Annotated in this window: 22 protein-coding genes; 6 read left to right on the forward strand and 16 right to left on the reverse strand. The window is 69.0% G+C overall.

Annotation, left to right across the window (positions count from 1 at the left end; all coding sequences use genetic code 11):
* Position 1: 1 nt before the first annotated feature.
* The 5 genes from ACLF6J_RS08895 to ACLF6J_RS08915 form a co-directional block, all read right to left on the reverse strand.
* Positions 2 to 373 (reverse strand): hypothetical protein, encoded by a 372-nt coding sequence (locus ACLF6J_RS08895; RefSeq protein WP_208526506.1) that lies wholly within the window; start codon positions 371 to 373, stop codon positions 2 to 4.
* 193 nt (positions 374 to 566) lie between these two features.
* Positions 567 to 1,364: a MerR family transcriptional regulator gene (locus ACLF6J_RS08900; protein WP_134352849.1), complete on the reverse strand. Its 798-nt coding sequence runs from the start codon at positions 1,362 to 1,364 to the stop codon at positions 567 to 569.
* A gap of 125 nt (positions 1,365 to 1,489) precedes the next feature.
* On the reverse strand, positions 1,490 to 2,449 hold the full coding sequence (locus ACLF6J_RS08905; protein WP_052193561.1) for a nucleoside hydrolase: 960 nt from the start codon (positions 2,447 to 2,449) through the stop codon (positions 1,490 to 1,492).
* A gap of 21 nt (positions 2,450 to 2,470) precedes the next feature.
* On the reverse strand, positions 2,471 to 2,761 hold the full coding sequence (locus ACLF6J_RS08910; protein WP_131492104.1) for a hypothetical protein: 291 nt from the start codon (positions 2,759 to 2,761) through the stop codon (positions 2,471 to 2,473).
* 7 nt (positions 2,762 to 2,768) lie between these two features.
* Positions 2,769 to 4,085: an MFS transporter gene (locus tag ACLF6J_RS08915; RefSeq protein ID WP_244093582.1), complete on the reverse strand. Its 1,317-nt coding sequence runs from the start codon at positions 4,083 to 4,085 to the stop codon at positions 2,769 to 2,771.
* A 171-nt stretch (positions 4,086 to 4,256) separates the two neighbouring features.
* Here ACLF6J_RS08915 and ACLF6J_RS08920 point away from each other — a divergent pair, with 171 nt between their 5' ends.
* On the forward strand, positions 4,257 to 4,670 hold the full coding sequence (locus ACLF6J_RS08920) for a hypothetical protein (RefSeq protein WP_134352848.1): 414 nt from the start codon (positions 4,257 to 4,259) through the stop codon (positions 4,668 to 4,670).
* 14 nt (positions 4,671 to 4,684) lie between these two features.
* Here ACLF6J_RS08920 and ACLF6J_RS08925 read toward each other — a convergent pair whose 3' ends face one another.
* The 10 genes from ACLF6J_RS08925 to ACLF6J_RS08970 all read right to left on the reverse strand — a co-directional run bounded on the left by ACLF6J_RS08925 (position 4,685) and on the right by ACLF6J_RS08970 (position 13,019).
* Positions 4,685 to 5,671, reverse strand: coding sequence for a nucleoside hydrolase (locus ACLF6J_RS08925; protein WP_134352847.1), 987 nt, complete (start codon positions 5,669 to 5,671; stop codon positions 4,685 to 4,687).
* A gap of 22 nt (positions 5,672 to 5,693) precedes the next feature.
* On the reverse strand, positions 5,694 to 6,371 hold the full coding sequence (locus ACLF6J_RS08930; protein WP_134352846.1) for a substrate-binding domain-containing protein: 678 nt from the start codon (positions 6,369 to 6,371) through the stop codon (positions 5,694 to 5,696).
* Positions 6,368 to 7,006 (reverse strand): class II aldolase/adducin family protein, encoded by a 639-nt coding sequence (locus ACLF6J_RS08935; RefSeq protein WP_134352845.1) that lies wholly within the window; start codon positions 7,004 to 7,006, stop codon positions 6,368 to 6,370. The genes ACLF6J_RS08930 and ACLF6J_RS08935 overlap by 4 nt, the downstream gene beginning before the upstream one ends.
* Positions 7,003 to 8,229 carry a 3-oxo-tetronate kinase gene (otnK, locus tag ACLF6J_RS08940; protein WP_134352844.1) on the reverse strand — a complete coding sequence of 409 codons (1,227 nt, stop codon included), beginning with the start codon at positions 8,227 to 8,229 and terminating at the stop codon, positions 7,003 to 7,005. Before otnK ends, ACLF6J_RS08935 begins: the two co-directional genes overlap by 4 nt.
* Positions 8,226 to 8,894: a hypothetical protein gene (locus ACLF6J_RS08945; RefSeq protein ID WP_134352843.1), complete on the reverse strand. Its 669-nt coding sequence runs from the start codon at positions 8,892 to 8,894 to the stop codon at positions 8,226 to 8,228. The genes otnK and ACLF6J_RS08945 overlap by 4 nt, the downstream gene beginning before the upstream one ends.
* Positions 8,891 to 9,697, reverse strand: a complete 807-nt coding sequence (locus tag ACLF6J_RS08950) for a hydroxypyruvate isomerase family protein (RefSeq protein WP_134352842.1) — start codon at positions 9,695 to 9,697, stop codon at positions 8,891 to 8,893. The genes ACLF6J_RS08945 and ACLF6J_RS08950 overlap by 4 nt, the downstream gene beginning before the upstream one ends.
* Complete coding sequence (locus ACLF6J_RS08955; protein WP_134352841.1) at positions 9,694 to 10,683, reverse strand: phosphoglycerate dehydrogenase; 990 nt, start codon at positions 10,681 to 10,683, stop codon at positions 9,694 to 9,696. Before ACLF6J_RS08955 ends, ACLF6J_RS08950 begins: the two co-directional genes overlap by 4 nt.
* Positions 10,680 to 11,465 carry an NAD-dependent epimerase/dehydratase family protein gene (locus tag ACLF6J_RS08960; RefSeq protein ID WP_134352840.1) on the reverse strand — a complete coding sequence of 262 codons (786 nt, stop codon included), beginning with the start codon at positions 11,463 to 11,465 and terminating at the stop codon, positions 10,680 to 10,682. Before ACLF6J_RS08960 ends, ACLF6J_RS08955 begins: the two co-directional genes overlap by 4 nt.
* A gap of 27 nt (positions 11,466 to 11,492) precedes the next feature.
* Entirely contained in the window at positions 11,493 to 12,290 is a 798-nt protein-coding gene (locus ACLF6J_RS08965; RefSeq protein WP_244093578.1) for an MBL fold metallo-hydrolase, read from the reverse strand.
* A 66-nt stretch (positions 12,291 to 12,356) separates the two neighbouring features.
* Entirely contained in the window at positions 12,357 to 13,019 is a 663-nt protein-coding gene (locus ACLF6J_RS08970; RefSeq protein ID WP_047522964.1) for a GntR family transcriptional regulator, read from the reverse strand.
* 146 nt (positions 13,020 to 13,165) lie between these two features.
* On the opposite strand from ACLF6J_RS08970, the gene ACLF6J_RS08975 reads away from it, so the two are divergent.
* Both ACLF6J_RS08975 and ACLF6J_RS08980 read left to right on the forward strand, forming a co-directional pair.
* The gene (locus tag ACLF6J_RS08975) at positions 13,166 to 14,005 is read left to right on the forward strand and encodes a DUF4097 family beta strand repeat-containing protein (protein ID WP_134352839.1); all 840 of its coding nucleotides are present in this window, start codon (positions 13,166 to 13,168) and stop codon (positions 14,003 to 14,005) included.
* Positions 14,002 to 14,628 carry a PadR family transcriptional regulator gene (locus tag ACLF6J_RS08980; protein WP_047522962.1) on the forward strand — a complete coding sequence of 209 codons (627 nt, stop codon included), beginning with the start codon at positions 14,002 to 14,004 and terminating at the stop codon, positions 14,626 to 14,628. The genes ACLF6J_RS08975 and ACLF6J_RS08980 overlap by 4 nt, the downstream gene beginning before the upstream one ends.
* A gap of 107 nt (positions 14,629 to 14,735) precedes the next feature.
* Here the strand turns inward: ACLF6J_RS08980 and ACLF6J_RS08985 are convergent, their stop codons facing one another.
* On the reverse strand, positions 14,736 to 15,278 hold the full coding sequence (locus tag ACLF6J_RS08985; protein ID WP_047522961.1) for a universal stress protein: 543 nt from the start codon (positions 15,276 to 15,278) through the stop codon (positions 14,736 to 14,738).
* Between the two features lie 150 nt (positions 15,279 to 15,428).
* On the opposite strand from ACLF6J_RS08985, the gene ACLF6J_RS08990 reads away from it, so the two are divergent.
* The 3 genes from ACLF6J_RS08990 to ACLF6J_RS09000 all read left to right on the forward strand — a co-directional run bounded on the left by ACLF6J_RS08990 (position 15,429) and on the right by ACLF6J_RS09000 (position 18,073).
* A complete protein-coding gene (locus ACLF6J_RS08990; protein WP_029259537.1) occupies positions 15,429 to 15,614 on the forward strand; it encodes a DUF3073 domain-containing protein in 186 nt (61 codons plus the stop codon).
* A 129-nt stretch (positions 15,615 to 15,743) separates the two neighbouring features.
* On the forward strand, positions 15,744 to 16,565 hold the full coding sequence (locus ACLF6J_RS08995) for an MOSC domain-containing protein (protein WP_134352838.1): 822 nt from the start codon (positions 15,744 to 15,746) through the stop codon (positions 16,563 to 16,565).
* A gap of 194 nt (positions 16,566 to 16,759) precedes the next feature.
* Positions 16,760 to 18,073, forward strand: coding sequence for an ABC transporter substrate-binding protein (locus tag ACLF6J_RS09000; protein WP_134352837.1), 1,314 nt, complete (start codon positions 16,760 to 16,762; stop codon positions 18,071 to 18,073).
* Positions 18,074 to 18,148: the final 75 nt, after the last annotated feature.

Here is an 18,148-nt window from a genome sequence, read left to right on the forward strand (position 1 = left end):
GTCACTTCCGGTCGGCGGCGGATCGCGAGAGCACCAGCCCCGCGACGATGAAGGGGGCGGCGGTGAGCGCGACCAGCGGATGCCGCCGGGTGTGCGTGCCGAGGTAGGGGATCGCGGCGAGGGGGACGGCGGCCGGGAGCACCGCGAGTGCGGCACGACGGCCCTGGCGGGACCGGCCTGCGGATCCCGAGACGACCGCGGCACCGAAGGACGTGCACGTGGCGATGTAGAGCAGGTGATGCAGCCACCGGAAGTTCCGGGTGTCGACGATCCGCGCCGCGACCGACGCGCCGAGCATGCAGTTCGCGGCATAGACCGCGGCCGCGGCGACGAACATCGGCGCGGGGTTCCTGCGCCGGGATCCGTGAGCCATGCCCCGACCCTACGCCCGGGACCACCCCGCGAGCGCCCCCTTGCATCCCGCCCGCCCGTTCGGTACGCCCCCGCGCCGTTCCGGTCGCCCGTTCGGTACGCCCCTCCCCGTTCCGGTCGCCCGTTCCGGTCGCGATATGGCAGCCGAAACGGTGATTCGGGGTGACATATCGCGACCGGAAGGAGGATCTGGGCTAGAGGTTGCCCTCCGCGTAGATGCGCAGCGTGTCGCGGACGAATTCCGCACCGTGCGTTCCGCCGGATGAGGTCGCGTAGTTCGCGCCGAAACGCGGATCCGCGACGTACATCTCGCCGAGCCCGATCACGTACGCCTTGACGTCGCCTCCGGGGACGGCGGCGGGTGTGCCGGGGATGCCCGTGAGCCACTCGACGTGGCGCCGCGCGATCTCCTGAGCCTCGGAGGATGCCGGATCGATACCGCTCTCCGCGGCGGCGATCCAGTCGCGCCCGAGGTCGGACACGCGCTGCTGCCAGTCGGCGCGTTCGGCATCCGTCATCCCGCGCCACCAGCGGTCGCTGTCGGCGTAGGCCTTCTTGCCCCAGCGCTCCTCGACCTCGCCCTTGTACTGCGTGTGGTCAAAACCGTCGAACATGTTCTCTGCCATGAGTCGTTCACCTCCTCTCAATGCCGTGATGGTGGATTCGACCGACGCGATCTGTCGCGCCAGCCGGGTCTGCTCCTCGCGCAGCAGCGCGAGATGGGTTTCCAGTGCGGCGGCTTCGGTCTGCGAGGGCATCCGGTCGGTGGATGCTCCGAGGACCTCCGCGATCTGCGGCAGCCCGAGTCCGAGCTCCCGCAACAGGAGGATGCGCTGGAGTCGCACGAGCGCCTGCGCGTCATAGTGCCGGTAGCCGTTGTGCGCGATGCGCGTCGGCGGCAGCAGACCGATGTGGTCGTAGTGCCGCAGCGTGCGACTCGTTGTGCCGGCCAGCCGCGCGATCTCCTGGATCGACCAGTCGTCCGTGTCCATGCCTACGCCTCCTTCCGTTCGATGACTCGACTCTAGAAGTTGACGCCGCGTCAAGGTCAAGACCCCAAAACACACGAACGGCCCCACCCCCGATTCCGAGGGTGGGGCCGTTCAGGGCGAAGACGTCAGTCGGTGGCGGTTCCGAACGCGGTGAGCGAGGCCGTGAGCGCGTCGGCGACCGCCTGCGCATCGATGTCGAACAGCACGTCGACGTTCGGCACCCCCTGCCAGCGATCGATCATCTGCACGACGGTCTGTCCGCGGGTGTGCGTCCCGTTCAGCTCGACGTCCACACGGAGGTTGCGCACCGTGAACCAGTCGGGGTTGAGGGCATAGGCGACGCAGGGCACGTCGTTGAGGTGCATGCCCTCCGTCTTCCACTCGGGCATCTCGTCGGGATCGTCCTGACGATCCGGGTATCCGATCATCTCGCACAGCGCCAGACCCATCGGCGAGCGCGATTCCCACAGCGTGCGGACGTGGTCCGGCGTGAGGGCGAAGCTCCGGGACACGTCCAGGCCGACCTGCGTGAGGGGTGCCCCGGACTGGATGACGATCTCCGCGGCTTCGGGATCGTTGAAGATGTTCGCGCTCGCGACGGGCGTGACGTTGCCCCACGTGAGTGCCGCGCCGCCCATGTAGATGATGCGACGCACCGAGCGCGCGAACTCCGGCTCCAGCGTGATGGCCAGAGCCACGTTCGTCAGGGGCGCGAGGGCCATGATCGTCACCTCGCCCGGAGCCGACATGACCGTGTCGATCATCCGGCGGACGGCGTCCGGCTCGACCTCGGCCTGGGGGTCCGGGTCCGGGTACTCCCAGAAGCCCACCCCGCCAGGACGGTGGATGTGCTCCGCGAAGTGGGGTTCGCCGACCAGTGGCCGGCTGGCACCCTTCCAGATCGGCAGGTCGGAACGACCGGCGACGGCGGCGATCTTGCGGGCGTTGGCCGTCGCCGTGTCGACATCGACGTTGCCGAACACCGTGGTCAGCGCCTCGATCTGGAAGGCGTCGGAGGAGAGTGCCCAGAACAGCGCCCCCGCGTCGTCGATCCCGGGGTCGGTGTCAATGATCAGTCGTTCCATATCCATGCTTTCTTTCATGTCCTAGCGGCTGGTCTGCCGATCGGACGCTTCACTGAGCCCGTCCACGGTCGCCGCCCTCAGCCGTGCGGCGCGGGCGGAACGCGTGTAGACGAAGAGGTACCAGCAGTTGATCGCGATCAGCGTGATGTTGAGGGCGACCATGGGCGCACTGCCGAGCATCAGGTTGTACCCCATCAGCAGCGAAGAGGCTCCGAGGTTCAACCAGCGCAGGCGCGAGATCGTCGGCTGCAAGAGCGAGACGATCAAGAGAGCGCTGCCGGCCCAGCCGACGATCTCGCGCCACAGATCCATCAGGAGGTCACTTGCCCACGAAGAGGCCGTTGCGGCGCTTCGCGAGGACGTAGAGCACCACGCTGATCGCGCAGAGGGCCGCGATGTAGATCGGGAAGATCCACATCATGCCCTGGCTCTGCAGCCAGAGGAGCAGGTACGAGGCGGTGCCACCGAAGATGGCCACTCCCAGGCCGTAGCCGAGACCGAGCCCGGTGCCGCGGATATGCTGCGGCAGCAGGGAGTTGGACACGACGACGAAGATGGTCATGTTCAGGAGCAGCACGATCGCCCCACCGAACATCACGCCGGCGAGCGTGCCGACCCCGGGCTGCGAGTACAGCAACGCCAGGAAGATCGTCGGGATGGCCGCGAGACGCGCCACGACGAACCACTTGGACATCGGGAACCGATCGAGGATGCGGCTCAGCGCGAAGGCTCCGACCGTCAGGAAGACACCCATGCCCGTGGTGATGGCGAACACGGCGGTGGGGTCTTCCCCGAACGTGCCGTTGGCGAGGTTCGGGAGTCCGGCGATCCACGTGTAGTTGTACGCCTGGATCGCACCGACGATGAAGACGGTCGCGAGCACGCTCAGCCAGTACTTGCGGACGTCGCGCCACACCGAGTTGTCCTTGGTGGGGACCGCACCCACCGTGCGGATCGCCGCGGTGTCGAGGGTCTCGGGCAGCGTCCGACGCAGCCACAGCACGATCAGACCGAACAGACCACCCACGATGAACGGGATGCGCCAGCCGTACGCGGCGAGGGCTTCGGGGCCCAGCAGCAGGCTGATCAGGAAGATCGACGTGGGTGCGAGCAGGTTGCCCAGGTTGTTGAAGAACGCGAAGAAGCCGGCGACGTAACCGGGGCGGTTCGGAACCAGCTCGAGCGCGTACGCCGTGCCGAGCGGCGCCTCCACACCGGCGGAGAGTCCCTGGAGGAGGCGCGCGATCACGACGACGATCGGCGCGAGGGCTCCGATGGTCTGGTAGTCGGGGAGCACGCCGATGATGAAGCTGCCCAGCGCGACCGCGCCGACGGCGAAGATCATGATCTTCCTGCGCCCGAAGCGGTCGGCCACGAAGCCGAAGACGACCCCGCCGAGCGGACGTGCGACGAACCCGACCGCGAAGACGGCGAGTGCGTTCAAGGTCGAGGCGAGTGGACTGTCGGAGGGGAAGAACGCCGCGCCGAGGTAGACCGACAGCAGTCCGAAGATCGCCCAGTCGTACCATTCGAGCGCGTGCCCCCAGCTCAAGGCACGGAGGTTCTTGCGCTCGGTGCGGCTCGCCTTGCCCCTCAGCTGCTGCGGTGCGGTGGCCACTACTTCTTCAGTGCTCATGGAGCTCCTTTGCTCTGCCCCCGAGAGGGAGTTGATCGACCCTTGAATGCGGATATCCCCTGGTCATGACACAGTTCTCACCCAACGGCGAGGAGTGCTCATCTTCGGGAAGCAGATCCGAGTACGACTATAGTATAGCAGTAGCCCCCTTCGTGACGGAAAGAGTTCATCGTGAATTCCTCGCTCAACGACGACGACCGACGGCTCCTCGCCGCCGCATCCGACCTGATCATCCGTGCGCACGATGCGAACCTCCACCGCGTCGCCGCCGCCGCGCGCGGAGCCTCCGGTGCCATCTACCTCGGCCTCAGCCTGCGCACCCCACGAGAGAGCGTCTGCGCGGAGAGCACCGCCCTCGCCAACGCCCGGATCGGAGGTGAGCAGGAGATCGAAGCCATCGTCTCGGTCGGCCTGCGCGACGACGGCACGACCGTGATCCTCAACCCCTGCGGCGTCTGCCGGGAAGTCGTGCCCGCGATCGCACCGGGCATCCGCACGCTCGCGGACGGCGGCGGCCACCCGGTGTGGGTGACCGCCGCCGATCTGCTGCCGATGCCGTGGGTTCGCGCGCGCACCTACGACTGAGCCGTTCGCGGAGGTCAGCGCCAGGGCAGCGGACGCCGCAGCACCTCGCCGATCCGCTCCAGCACGCCGTCGAAATCCATGTCGAAGACGACGCGGTGGATCGGTCGCGTCTCGTCCTTCACCGGATGCACGCCGGCGAGGTAGCGGTCTCCGGTCTCGGGGTCGCGGAAGGTCTCGAGCGGCCGCATGACCGCCCCGGTCACGAGTTCCGGATACAGCAGGCTCGCCACCGCCATGCTGTCGTTGATGCCCATGACCCGGCGCCCCTCCGGCTGCGGGTAGGAACGCGAGTAGAAGCCGGCATAGTCACGACTGATCGCGGTGATCAGCTGCGCGGGCGCGAAGCCGGTCGACGAGGCGATGTCGAGGAAGAAGTCCTCAGGGACGAGGGCCTGACGGGTGACGTACGGCCCGCACCAGGTGACGTCGCCCTCGTGGGCTGCGACGACACGCGCGGCGTCGATGTCGAACGACACGTTGGGGTCACGCGAGACCCGGAACCGACGATCCTCCCACGGCGCGGTGTCGTGGTACAGCGCCGGGCCGAGCGTCCCGACGATGGTGGTCGAGCGAAGTCGCTGCAGCAGGTCGGGCCGGGCCTCGACAGCAGCGGCGAGGTTCGTCTGCGGACCGAGCGCGAGATAGTCGATCTCGCCGTCATATCGGTCGACGAGGTCGAGCACGACGGAGACACCGACCGGCTCGGGGTCGACCGACTCGGCGGGCCGGAGTCCCGTGTTGCCGAAGCCGTCCTCGCCGTGGATGCCCGGGTTCATCCGCAGCTCCTGCACCAGCGGCTCGTCCGCCCCGCGGTAGACCGGAACGTCGGTGCGTCCGCAGGTGTCCAGAACGTACCGTGCGTTGTCGGCGGCCCGCTCTCCGGTGGTGTTGCCGAAGACGCTGACCACCGCCAGGATCTCGACCTCCGGATCGGCGGCCAGAAGCATCAGCGCCAGGGCGTCATCCACCCCGGTGTCGGTGTCGACGATGACTCTTCTCATGGGTGCTCTCCTCGTTCGGGTTTCAGGGACGCGACAGCCCGAACGCGGCGAATGCGTCCTGTGCCGGCTTCTCGGTCAAGAGGGTGACGAATCGGGACGCGTCGTCGCCGGCGCCGGGACGGGCACCGACGGCGAACCGCCCGTAGGACTGCAGTTCGTGGGGAATCGGTTCGACGACATGCGCACCGGGGACCGAGCGCAGCTCGCTCACCTGCTGGATCGCGACGTCGGCACGTCCGTCGAGCAGCGCCTCAGCCGTGAGTCCGCTCTCGCATCGCACCGCGCGCTCATCGATGCGTTCGAGGAGGCCGCGCTCGCGAAGCATCTTCATGAAATGCACACCGCTCGCCCCGCTGAGCGTGTAAGCGACGGCACGGGCGGCGAGCAGATAGTCGAGGAACGTCGTCGCCGAGTCGTCGGCCGGTCCTGCCGCGTCGTCCGGTCGGGCGAAACCGACGGCGGAGACCGCGATCTCGGCGACGACCTCGGGGTCCACCAGACCCTGCGCCGCGAGATCGGTGACGGAGGACGAGACGCCGAGCACCAGATCCGGCCGTGCCCCCGCGGAGATGCGCTCCAGGAGCACGGTGGTGGGCTCGAACGTCGCCTCGATGTGCGTGCCGGTCTCGCGCTCGAACGCGGGGATGACGTGCTCGACGAGGGGGCTCTTGACGACGAGCCCGCTGTACAGGGTGATCACGAGGAGGTCCTTCCGGAGGGCGTGGCGAACGCGTGCAGCTGCGCCGAGGTGAGGGGCGACGTGGCGAGGCCGCGCGTGAGGAGGAACAGCTGCGCGGTGTGCTCGAGCTCCTCCACCGCGTCGAGCGCGGTGTCCAGATCGGCCCCGGCGACGACGGGGCCGTGGTTGCGCAGGAGCAGGGCATGGGTCAACCGCGCGGCCTCCTCGACGGCGCCGGTCGCTGCCGGGTCTCCCGGAGCGAAGTAGGGCAGCATCCGCAGTTTCCCCACGCGCATGCCGTAGTACGCGGTCAGGGGCGGGATCGGATTCTCGGGATCGACGTCGGACAGGCACGACACCGCGGCGGCATGGACCGAGTGCGTGTGCACCACCGCATTCGCCTCCGGCCGCACACGCAGCAGCGCGACATGGAGGAAGGCTTCCTTCGTCGGCTTCGGACCGTCGAGGTGCGATCCGTCGAGGGCGACCACCGACAGCCGGTCCGCGTCGACGTCGGCCAGGCTGACCCCGGTCGGCGTGAGCAGCACGCGGTCCCCGTCGCGCACGGCGAGGTTCCCGGTGCGGCCATGCGTGAGGCCGCGGCGGTGGATCGAGTGGGCGACGCGTTCGATCGCGCGGCGGGCATCGGCGCTCATGCCGTGCGCCCCTGTGCCGCGACCTCGACGAAGAGGTCCTCCTCGCCGAAGTTCCCGGACTTGAGGACCAGATGCACGTCGCGCTCCTCGTCGTGGATCCAGGGGGCGCCCGGTGCGACTTCCTCCCCCACCACCGCGACGGTCGTGCCGAGGGCCCGGACGACCTCGCCGGAGGTCTCCCCTCCGGCGACGAGCAGACGCTTCACACCTCGATCCGACAGCTGCGAGGCGATGAGGCCCGCCGCCCTTTCGTAGAGCTCGCCGGCACCCGGCACATCCTGGCGGCGCTCCGCTGCCGGGGTGGAGGAGTAGAGGAGGGCATCCGCGTCGGAGGGCAGGTGCTCCCACCACTCCACCGCGCGCGCAGCCAGCTCCTCGGCGGTGTCGCCGGGCTCGGCCACGACGCGATGAGCGGGGCCGCCCGAACCGACGAAGCGGTCGATCTGCTCGAGCGTGCGTCGGGAGCAGCTGCCCGCGATGATCGCGGTGCGACCCGATGGGGGCGTGGGCGCCGTCGTGCCGCCCGCCGTCTCCCGCAGAGCCATCGCTCCGACGAGCCCGGCGGATCCGGCCACGAGGACCTCCCCGTCGACGGCGTCGGCGAGGACGGCGAGGTCGGCATCGGTCACGGCGTCGGCGACGAGGTGACGGATCCCCTCCGCACGCGACCGTCGCATGACCTCGCGCACGGAGTCGGCATCCCGCTGCACCACGTCGAGGGGCAGGAGCCCGACCGGTGCCGTGCACTGCGCCGCGAGGAGCCGCGGCACCGAGGAGTCGCGCATCGGAGTCACCGGGTGGTCGCGCATGTGCGTCTCTGCCAACAGCACGTCGCCGACGAAGAGGTGGCCGCGGTAGACGGTGCGACCGTGCAGGGGTGCGGCCGGCGTCGTCACCACGAGATCCGCGCGAAGGGCGTCGGCGATCGCCTCCGTGATCGGACCGATGTTGCCCTCGTCCGTGGAGTCGAACGTCGAGCAGTACTTGACGTAGATGCGATCCGCTCCCTGACGCCGTAGCACCGTGAGCGCGGCGAGACTCTGGGCGACGGCCTCCTCGACGGGAAGGGACCGGGTCTTCAGTCCGATGACGATGCCGTCGGCGGGACCAGCGTGCTCGTCGAGCTCGGTGCCGAGAACGAGGAGCGTGCGCAGTCCCGCCCGGCGCAGGGCCGCCGCGACATCCGTCGCCCCCGTCATGTCATCGGCGATGACGCCGATCATCCTCGATCCTCCCGGAGTGCCGCGGTCAACCGTCGCGCGGCTGCGGCCGGCCCGTCCAGGACCGTGACACCGAAGCGATCCGCGAGGGACGACGCGGCCCCCGCGAGCGAGTACTGGGCGAGAACCACCAGGTCGTAGGGCTCGTCGACGCCGGCGATCCCTGCAGCCAGTGTATCGACGAGCTCCGGCGCGGAGAGGGGCGCGGCCGCGTCCGGGATCACCAGCGGGTGCACGCGCGCCGCCGACCCGGCAGCCGCGAACGCCTGCTCCAGACGCGCTCCGCTGTCGCTCGCGGCCGAAGCCAACGAGGCGACGAGCAGAACCCGTTCGGGGGCGGCGGCGACGGCTTCGGCGAAGAGGGGACCGTCGGCCGAGAGCACGGTGACACCGTCGGCGTCGCTCTCCCGCCGGTCGGCACGCTCTCCGAACTGGGAGCACGTGAGCAGCACGCCATCCGCTCCCCCGGCCAGAGCGAGCTCGATGAGGCTGTCCATGCGCGCAGCCAGCGGTGCGGTGATGCCGCCCTCGGTCTGCGCATCGGCCAGGAGACGATCATCGAGCAGGTTCCACACCGTCGCCGTGGGAAGGGCGGCGGTGAGGGCGGCGGCCGCCGGGGCGATCGCCAGGGGTGTCGCGCTGATGAGCGCGATTCTCGGGTCGGTCACCGGAGGGTCCTCTCGATCCAGGTGAGCCCGTCGCGGGTGCCCGCGACGGGAGCGTACTCGCAGCCGATCCACCCGGGGTATCCGCTCTGCGCCATCCGGGCGAGCACGCGCTCGTAGGCGATCTCGCCGGTTCCGGGTTCGCCGCGACCGGGGTTGTCGGCGATCTGCACATGCGCGACCATCGGCCGGAGCTGCTCGAAACGCTCGATGACGTTCCCGCGGTCGACCTGCGCGTGGTAGACGTCGAAGAGCACGCCGACGATGTCGGGATCCACCACCTGCGCCACCGCCGCCGCGGTCTCCATCGAGGCGAGGCCGTAGCCGGGCTGATCACGCTTGTTGATCGCTTCCAGTGCCAGCCGGACCCCCGTGCCACGTGCCTGCTCGGCCGCCCAGGAGATGTTCGACACATAGGTCGCGAAGGCCGTGTCGGCGTCGGCTCCGGACGGCCTGATGCCGGCCATGGCGTGGACCACCCTCGCACCGAGAACCGTCGCGTACTCCAACGCCCGCAGCACCCCCTCGCGGAACTCCTGCTCGGCACCGGGCACGAAGGCCGCGCCCGAGGCCGTAGGCGTCCCCGCGGGTCCGGCGGGCGTGTTGATGAGGATCTGCGCGAGACCCGCATCGTCGAGCAGCCGACGCACTTCTGCGGGCGCGAGCTCGTAGGGCGAGGCGAACTCCACCGCGGTGAAGCCCGCTTCGGCGGCCGCGTCGAACCGCTCGGCGAAGGGGACCTCGGTGAACATCCACTTGAGGTTGGCGGCGAGGCGCACCGGCCCCGAAGAGGTTTCGACGATCATGCGGTCACCGCGTCGTAGTCGGGGTTCACCACGAACTCGGGAGCCTGACCGCGGAGAGTCGCGATCACGTTGCGCGCGGCCATGCGGCCGGACTCGCCACGGGCCTCGCGGGTCGCGCCCGCGACGTGCGTCGTGGCGAGGATGCCGGGGGTGTGCAGGAGTGGGCTCGATGCCCGCAGCGGCTCGTCCGCGAAGACGTCGAGAGCGGCGGCGCCGATGAGCCCGTCGCGGACGGCGGCGACCAGGGCGTCCTCGTCGATGATGCCTCCGCGCGCGGTGTTGATGAGGACCGCGTCGGACTTCATCAGGGCCAGGCGAGAGGCGTCGAGGAGGTTCCGGGTCGTCTCGTCGAGGAACAGGTGCAGCGTGACGAAGTCGGCTTCTTTGAGCAGATCCTCGAGTTCGAGCCGACGGATGCCATTGGCCGCGGCGAAGCCCTCGTCGAAGTACGGATCGTACGCGACGACGTTCATCCCGAAGCCCGCGGCGATCGTCGCGACCGCCTTGCCGATCGAGCCCAGCCCGAGGATTCCGAGAGTCGCTCCCCGCAGCTCCCGTCCGGTGAGCTGCTGCCAGGTGCCCGCGGCGAGGTTGCTGATGTTCTCGGGGATGCGCCGGGCACAGGCGAGGGCCAGGGCAAAGACGTGCTCCGCGACCGCCTGACGGTTGGCGCCGGGGGTGACGCACACAGGAACTCGGCGTGCCGTCGCCGCCCCCACGTCGACGCTGTCGTAGCCGACGCCCGTGCGCACGATCATGCGCAGCGCGGGGGCCTGCGCGAACTCCTCCTCGCCCAGCGGGCGAGTGCCGGCGATGATCGCGCGGACGCCCGAGAGCGCCCGTGCCCGTTCCTCGGCGGAGAGGCGTTCGAGCTCCGGCTCATGCCGAGTCGTGAGTCCTGCGCCGCGCAGCATCCGGTCGACCTCGTCGCCGGGTTCGAGGAACGCGGTGGTGATCAGCACATCCTGGGAATCGGGCGATGTCACCAGATCCCTCCTTCGTAGTCGGGGGCGGCGAAAGCACCGCCGTGCAGAGTGGGTGCCGGAGCGGCGAAGTCCACGCCGTCGGTGTGGTCGGCGGCATCGTCACGGGGCACGTAGCCGATCGCGGTCCATCCCGCGTCACCGTTCCACCAGCGGCCGGTGTTGGCCGAGCAGCCGTAGACGACCGTGCAGCCCACGGGGGCGCTCTCGATCGCACAGCGGAAGAGCTCGACCCCGTCGCGCCAGCTGAGCCAGAGCGCGAGCTGACGCCTGTCCTCGGGCTCCGGACGGAAGGTGCCGATGCGGACGAGCACCGACTCGACCCCCCACTTGTCGTGGTAGAGGCTGGCGAGGGCCTCACCGAACGCCTTCGAGACCCCGTAGAAGGTGTCCGGACGCAGCGATGCGCTCTCGTCCAGCACCTCCTCCGCGGGATGGAAACCGACGACGTGGTTGGAGCTGGCGTAGACGACACGACGCACACCGGCCCGTCGCGCCGCTTCGTAGACGTGGTAGGTGCCGTCGATGTTCACGCGGCGGATCTCCTCGAACGACGCTTCGTCCGCGATCCCGCCGAGATGCACGATCACGTCCACGCCCTCCGCCGCCGCCGTGAGCGCGTCGAGGTCGCCGAGATCACCGATCACGACCTCCTCACCGGGGAAGAGCGACTCATCGGTGTCGGTCCGCGCGAACAGCACGACGCGGTCGTAGCGGGAGGCGAGCCCCTCGCGGATCACCCGTCCCATGCGCCCGGTCCCGCCGGTGTACAGCACTGTCGTCATCATCGTCCTCTCGTGCGCGCTCGGCGGTCAGCCGATGCTGCGGTCCTCTTCACCCGTGGAGGCGTCGGCGAAGAAGCCGATCGCGGCTCCCGAGGGGCGTCGGCGGTGTGCCTCGCCGTCCTCCCATCGCAGTTCGACGTCGTGTCCGGGTACGAGGCCGGCTCCGGTGTCGGTCAGCAGTGAGCGCATCGCCACGATCGTGGCCGCGCTGGCATCGGCGTCGAGCGTCGAGTCGACCCGCCCCGAGGCGAGTTCGTACAGATTCTTGACCGCATCCCCGGCGAAGACGCGCTTCTCGTCCGCACGCTCGAGATAGAACGCGAGGTGGTGCGGGGTATGCCCTGCGCTGTCGACGGCATGGATGCCGGGGAGCACTTCCTGGCCCGCCGCCATGCGTCCGACCCGATCCGTGCGGCGAAGAAGCTCCTGCACGTGGAGGTCGGGAAGGAAGGGGGTCCCGGACGGCTGCTCGGCCGCCCAGCGCAGCTCGCGCTCCCCCACCCAGGTCGTGGCGTTGGCGAACATCGGGAAGTTCGAGACGTGATCCCAGTGCATGTGCGTCAGCAGCACGTCGGTCACGTCGTCCGTGGTCAGGCCGTATCGCTCGAGGCCGGCATGGATGAGGGGGATGTACGCGGGCTGTCCGGCATCGACCAGCACGCGACGCACGCCGTCATCGAGCAGCCACAGGCTGCTCCATCCGAAGGCGCCGTGCGAACTCGACTTACCGGGGAAGCCCTCGACGAGCGGACGTGCGACGTATCCGGACGGTCCGGCTGATCCGGTCGTCGACGTCGACATGGTGCCCTCACTCTGCGCGCTCACAAAAAATAGTATAGCGCAATCCCTCCAAGAGCGACAGGTCGCCTCCTTCGCGGAACCGCTCGCCGTTCAGGCGTTCAGAAGCCGCTCGGTGGCACCGATGATGTGGTGGCGCATCGCGTCGGCCGCGCCCTCGGCATCACCGGCCACGATCGCCTGGTAGACCGCATCGTGCTCCGGCGCCGCACTCACCGCTCCCGTGCGCCCGAACTTCGAGAACAGGCGGAACCGCTGGATCTGCCCACCGAGTGCCGCATAGGACAGCTCCAGGAAGGCGTTGCCGGACTGCGCGGCGATCATCATGTGGAAGCGCGCATCGCTGCGCCAATAGAGGTCGAAGCCTTCGGTCTCGGTGTCGGCGACCTCGGCCGAGCGCCGGAAGTCCTCCACCGCCTCGCGCAGACCCTCCAGGAATTCCGGGGTCGTCCGCTGCGCGGCTTCGTAGGCAAGACGGGGCTCCAGCAGCACGCGGGCCTCGCCGAGCTGCTCCACCTCTTCCCGCGTCATGACCGGGGCCACGCGGTAGCCCCGCAGCGCCTCGCGCTGGACGAGTCCGGTGTGCTCCAGCCGCGCCAGGGCCTCACGCAGGGGCGTCTGACTGACATCCAGCTCGCGTGACAGGGCACCGATGTTCAGGCTCTGCCCCGCCGCCCGCTCCCCCGACATGAACTGGTGCAGCAGCACCTCGTACATTCGGTCGGCGATGGGCTGCTTCGTCGATCGCCCGGCCACATCTTCTCCCCTCGAAGTCCTTCCGTCGAAGACTACCGCTCGGCCCATCGACCCTCCGACGGACGCGCGGGGTTGACAATGTCGAGATATATCGTGTTACTGTGGCAACACACGATATATCTCGAACACTCACACAGGAGAAGCACATGACCGAGAAGTGGCTCATCGCCCCGGGCGAGGAACGCGTCATCGACATCGAGTCCGTCACCCGCCTCAAGGTGGGCCTGGTCGGCGGACAGGTGGATGTCATCGCCCACGACGAACCCGGCATCCGCATCGAGGTGCACGGTGTCACCACCAAAGACCTCCGTATCGAGTCCCACGACGGCGAGGTCGAGATCGACCACCCGCAGTTGGGCTGGGACAACTTCCTCGAGGTGTTCCGCAACTTCGGCTCCGGTGGCCCCCGCGCCGAGGTGAGCGTGGCGGTCCCCCGCTCGATCGCCCTGACCCTCGGCGTGGTCAGCGCCGGCGCCCTGGTCTCGGGCATCCGCAACGACGCACGCCTGAACACCGTGTCCGGCGACATCATCGTCGACACCCTGATCGGCGACCTCACGGTCAACTCCGTCTCCGGCGACGTGCAGGTGCGCGGACTCACCGGTTCGATCAGCGCCAACAGCGTCTCCGGCGATGTCGCCGTCACCGGGGCCATGCGCAAGGCGACGGTCGACATCGTCTCAGGCTCGACGCTCGTGGATGCGGCCGGCGACGTGAACACCATCAACGTCAACTCGGTCTCCGGCGGCACCACGGTGCGCCTCGACGAGTCACTCGCCGCGAACTACGTCATCCGGTCCCTGAGCGGTCGGCTGCTCATCGACGGGATCGAGCGCAGCACCTCGGGCCCCAGCAACTACACCGGCACCACCGGGGAGCTCGCCGGGCGCTTTGTCGACCTGCGCGCGAACTCCGTCTCCGGTGGCGTCACCGTCCTCCGCCGCACCCCGGCCTCCATCACCGACGACGAGGAGTGGGAAGCATGACCCCGGCCGTCTTCTCGCACGGCGACCTCCGCCTGTACCTGCTGTCGCTCCTCGCCGAGGCGCCGCAGCACGGCTACGGCATCATCCAGTCGCTCACCGACCGCACCGGCGGCACCTACACGCCCAGCGCCGGGACCATCTACCCGCGACTGGCGAAGCTCGAGGAGGAGGGCCTGGTCACGAAGACCGTCGACGGCCGCACCACGATCTACTCGATCACCGAAGCCGGCCGCGCGGAGCTCGCCTCACGGGAGGGCGACCTCGCCGGGATCGAGGCCGGGATCACGGACTCCGTGCGCCTGATCGCCAGTGAAGTCCGCCAGAGCGTCCAGGACGCGATGAAGAGCCTCCGCGCCGACCTCGCCGCTGCCGAGAAGGGTGAACGCTCGGCCGCGAAGAGCCGGCCGCGCACGGAGAGCGACGACTCCCGACTCCTCAGTCGAGAGGAGATGCACCGAGCGGATGCCGTGGTCAACGCTTTCCGCGCCCGGGTGCGGACCGATCTGCGTACCCACCTCGCCAAGGGCGGCACCCTGTCGTCATCCGTCGTCACCGAGCTCGAGACGGCGCTCGACGAGGCCGCCCGCAACGTGACGGCAGCCCTCAGCGTCCGCGGATCCTGACCCCGCATCGCCCCCACCGATGCTCGACACCCCCTCTGATCGTCGACGCCCCCTCGCATTCCCGGGAATGCGAGGGGGCGTCGACGGTCAGGAGGGGTGTCGCCGCGTCACTCCGGCCAGATCTCCTTCTGGTCATCGGGCACCGTCTCGCCGAGGGGCACGACCAGGATCGAGCGATGCTGCCGGTGGGCGAGGCGCGCTGCGACAGAGCCGGTGAAGAACTCCCTGATCGATTCGCCGATGCCGCGCTTGCGCGTACCGACGACGATCAGCTGCGCATCCAGCTTGTTGGCGAGTTGCTTGATCGCCAGGGCCGGATCCCCGACGAGCTGGCGGGCGGTCCAGGTGATGTCCGCGCCCGCGAGCAACCTCGCAGCCTCGGCCTCGACCGCCTCGAACTCCGCGGCACCCGCATCGAAGTTGATGTCGATCGGCGCCGAGTGCACGTACCCGTCCGGGTCCTCGTAGGTCACGAAACGCGTGACATCGACGTGCGCGACGACGAGCGGCGCGCTCAGCAGACGCGCGTATCTCACGGCCTCATCGATCACGTGTCGGTCCTGGCCCGGTTGCATGCCGACGATGACGGCTTTCTGCAATGCCGCGTTCTGTGCGGCCTCATCGGACGGAGTGGAGGTGTCGTCGGTCATGAAGATCGTTCCCTTCACCGGTCTGGCTTAGGCCAGAGCGTCTTACCCGCGTGCTATTCTGAATGCTACTCTTACCGGCTTCAGGCCGGTGTCGTGAAAAATGCCGCGGGCCTCGAATCCCGCCGCTTAACTCGTGAGGGGGTCTCGCGCATGGGCCGTGGCCGTCAGAAGGCGAAACACACCAAGATCGCCCGCGAACTCAAGGCGTACAGTCCGTCGGTGAACTACTCCGCTCTCGAGCGCGAGCTGGGTCACCCGACCGACGAAGACGCATATGTCGACAAGTGGGCGGATGACTATGCCGACGAAGACGAGGACGAACTAGAGAAGGCCTGACCGCCTGATCTGTTTCGAACACCCGCAGGCCATGCGGGTGTTTCGTCATGCCCGCCGCCTGCGAGGTGATCCTCGGCGACGGAGGGCTGTCCGTCATGCGCGGGTGTCGGCACCTGAGAAGATCTCCTCATGGCCCGCGTCGTCGCCCTCTACCGTCACCCGATCAAGGGGCTCACCCCCGAGCGCCGCGACGCCCTGACCGTGCAAGCCGACGGCCGGATCGCCGGAGACCGCGTTCTGGCGTTCCGGTTCGCGGATGCAGCCGTGCCGGAAGACCGGGACGGCCTGGACTACTGGCCCAAATCCAAGGGACTCGCACTCCAGGACTTCCCCGCTCTCGCCGCCCTGCGCACCGGATACGACGACGAGACACGGTGCGTGCGGATCGAACACTCCGGCACCGTGCTCGTCGAAGCAGGACTCGACGACGATGGTCGGCGTGAGCTGACCGCAGCCCTGACCGAGTTCGTCCTGGCGAGCCCCGAAGGCCGTCGCCTCCGGCGACCAGGTCGACTCCCGCTCGTGCTCGTCGGCGATGGGGAGACCTCGCGCTTTCAGGATCGTCCGCGCGGCTACGTCTCGGTGCATGGCCGGGGCAGCGTGCACGCACTGGGTGAAGCCCTCGGGATGAGCGTCGACGACCGACGCTTCCGTTCCAACGTGGTGATCGACGACAGTGCACCCTGGAGCGAGCTCGACTGGACGGGGGAGGTCCGCGTCGGCGGCGTCGTCTTCCAGGCGGCCGGGCCCATCGTGCGGTGCCTCGCGACCCATGCGAACCCGGACACCGGCGTGCGGGATGCCACGGTGCTCACGACCCTCACGGGCTCCTTCGCGCAGCCGGAGCCGACCCTCGGACGCCTGCTTCTCCCCGGCTGGACACCGTCGGATCACGGCAGGCCTCACGCGGGCGGCGTGATCCGCGTCGGCGACGAGGTCCGCGCGGGGTGAGCAGGATCCGCGAGCGCATGCCGTCGTGATGTCAGCGCTCCCTTTGGCGAGGCCATCTTGCGCCGAGTTCTCGTTATCCCAGGCTTGTGAGCGCAAACATTTTCTGATTTGATGTGCTTGTGATCGACGACGCTCCGGCGTCAGCCCCGGCCCAGGGCGGTCCGCATGAACCTGACCTCGAAGAGGAGAACAGCATGGCAATCACCCCTCGCTTCACCCGCACCGCCGCGATCGTCGCGGTGGGTGCGGTGTCGGCCTTCGGCCTCGCCGCGTGCTCATCCGGCGATTCCGGTGACAGCAGCGCCGGCGGCGACCCCGTCACCATCGAGTACCTGCACCGCCTCCCTGATGGCGAAGGGATGACCCCCACCTCGAAGATCGTCGAGCGCTGGAACGCCGATCACCCCGACATCCAGGTGAAGGCGACGAAGTTCGACGGCAAGTCGAGCGACATGATCCTCAAGCTCGAGACCGACGTGAAGGCCGGCAACGGTCCCTGCCTCGCGCAGACCGGGTACTCCGAGGTGCCGCAGCTGTTCGTCAAGGGACTGCTGCAGGACGTCGCGGACGAGGCCAAGAAGTACGAAGACGACTTCTCGGCCGGGGCCTTCAGCGGCATGAAGGTCGGCGACGCGATCGTGGGCCTCCCGCAGGACACCGGCCCCCTCGTGTACTTCTACAACGAGGCCGAGTTCACGGCGCTGGGCCTCGACGCCCCGAAGACGCTGGACGATCTCACCGCCGACTCCGCCACGGCGACGGCCGCCGGCAAGTACGTCACCGCCTTCACGCCCGACGAGGCGCAGAACTGGCTCTCCGCCCAGTCGGCCGCGGCCGGGGACACCTGGTTCACCACCGCCGGCGACGAGTGGAAGGTCGACGCCGAGGGCGACGGCTCCGAGCGTGTGGCCGCATTCTGGCAGGGACTGCTCGACAGCAAGCAGACGCTCGCGACCGAGCGCTGGGGCGAAGGCTTCACCGCCGCGCTCAACGACGGCAGCCTCATCGGCCATGTCGGAGCCGCATGGGAGGCCGGGTTCCTCCTCGACTCGCTCGACGGCACCCCGGCCGAAGGACAGTGGCGTGTGGCTCAGCTCCCCGACTTCGGCGCCGGCGCGATGAGCGGCCCCGACGGCGGCTCCGGCGTCTCCGTGATGAAGGGATGCGAGCACCCCGCCGAGGCCATGGAGTTCAACGCCTGGTTCAACACGCAGGTCGACGACCTCGCCTCCCAGGGTCTCGTCGTCGCCGCCAAGGGCGACGTGGAGACCCCCGAGAAGATGCTCCGTCAGTTCGGCGGTCAGGATGTGCTCGCCGAGCTCGGCACGGCGACCGAGAACCTGAACCCCGACTTCCCGTACGCCCCGGGCTTCTCGACGCTGTCGAAGATGAACGAGACCGCCGCGGCCGCGGTCGCCGGCACGGCGACGGTCGCCGACATCTTCACCACTGCGCAGGACACCGCCGTGGCCTCGCTGAGGGATCTCGGACTCCCGGTCGCGGAGTGAGTCGGCGAGAAGGCATCATCGGATGATCGACGGCGGAGTGCACGCGCAATCGTGCACTCCGCCGTCGTCTTGAGG

This window comes from Microbacterium sp. IO18 (genome assembly GCF_049099505.1).
GTDB lineage: Bacteria > Actinomycetota > Actinomycetes > Actinomycetales > Microbacteriaceae > Microbacterium > Microbacterium aurugineum.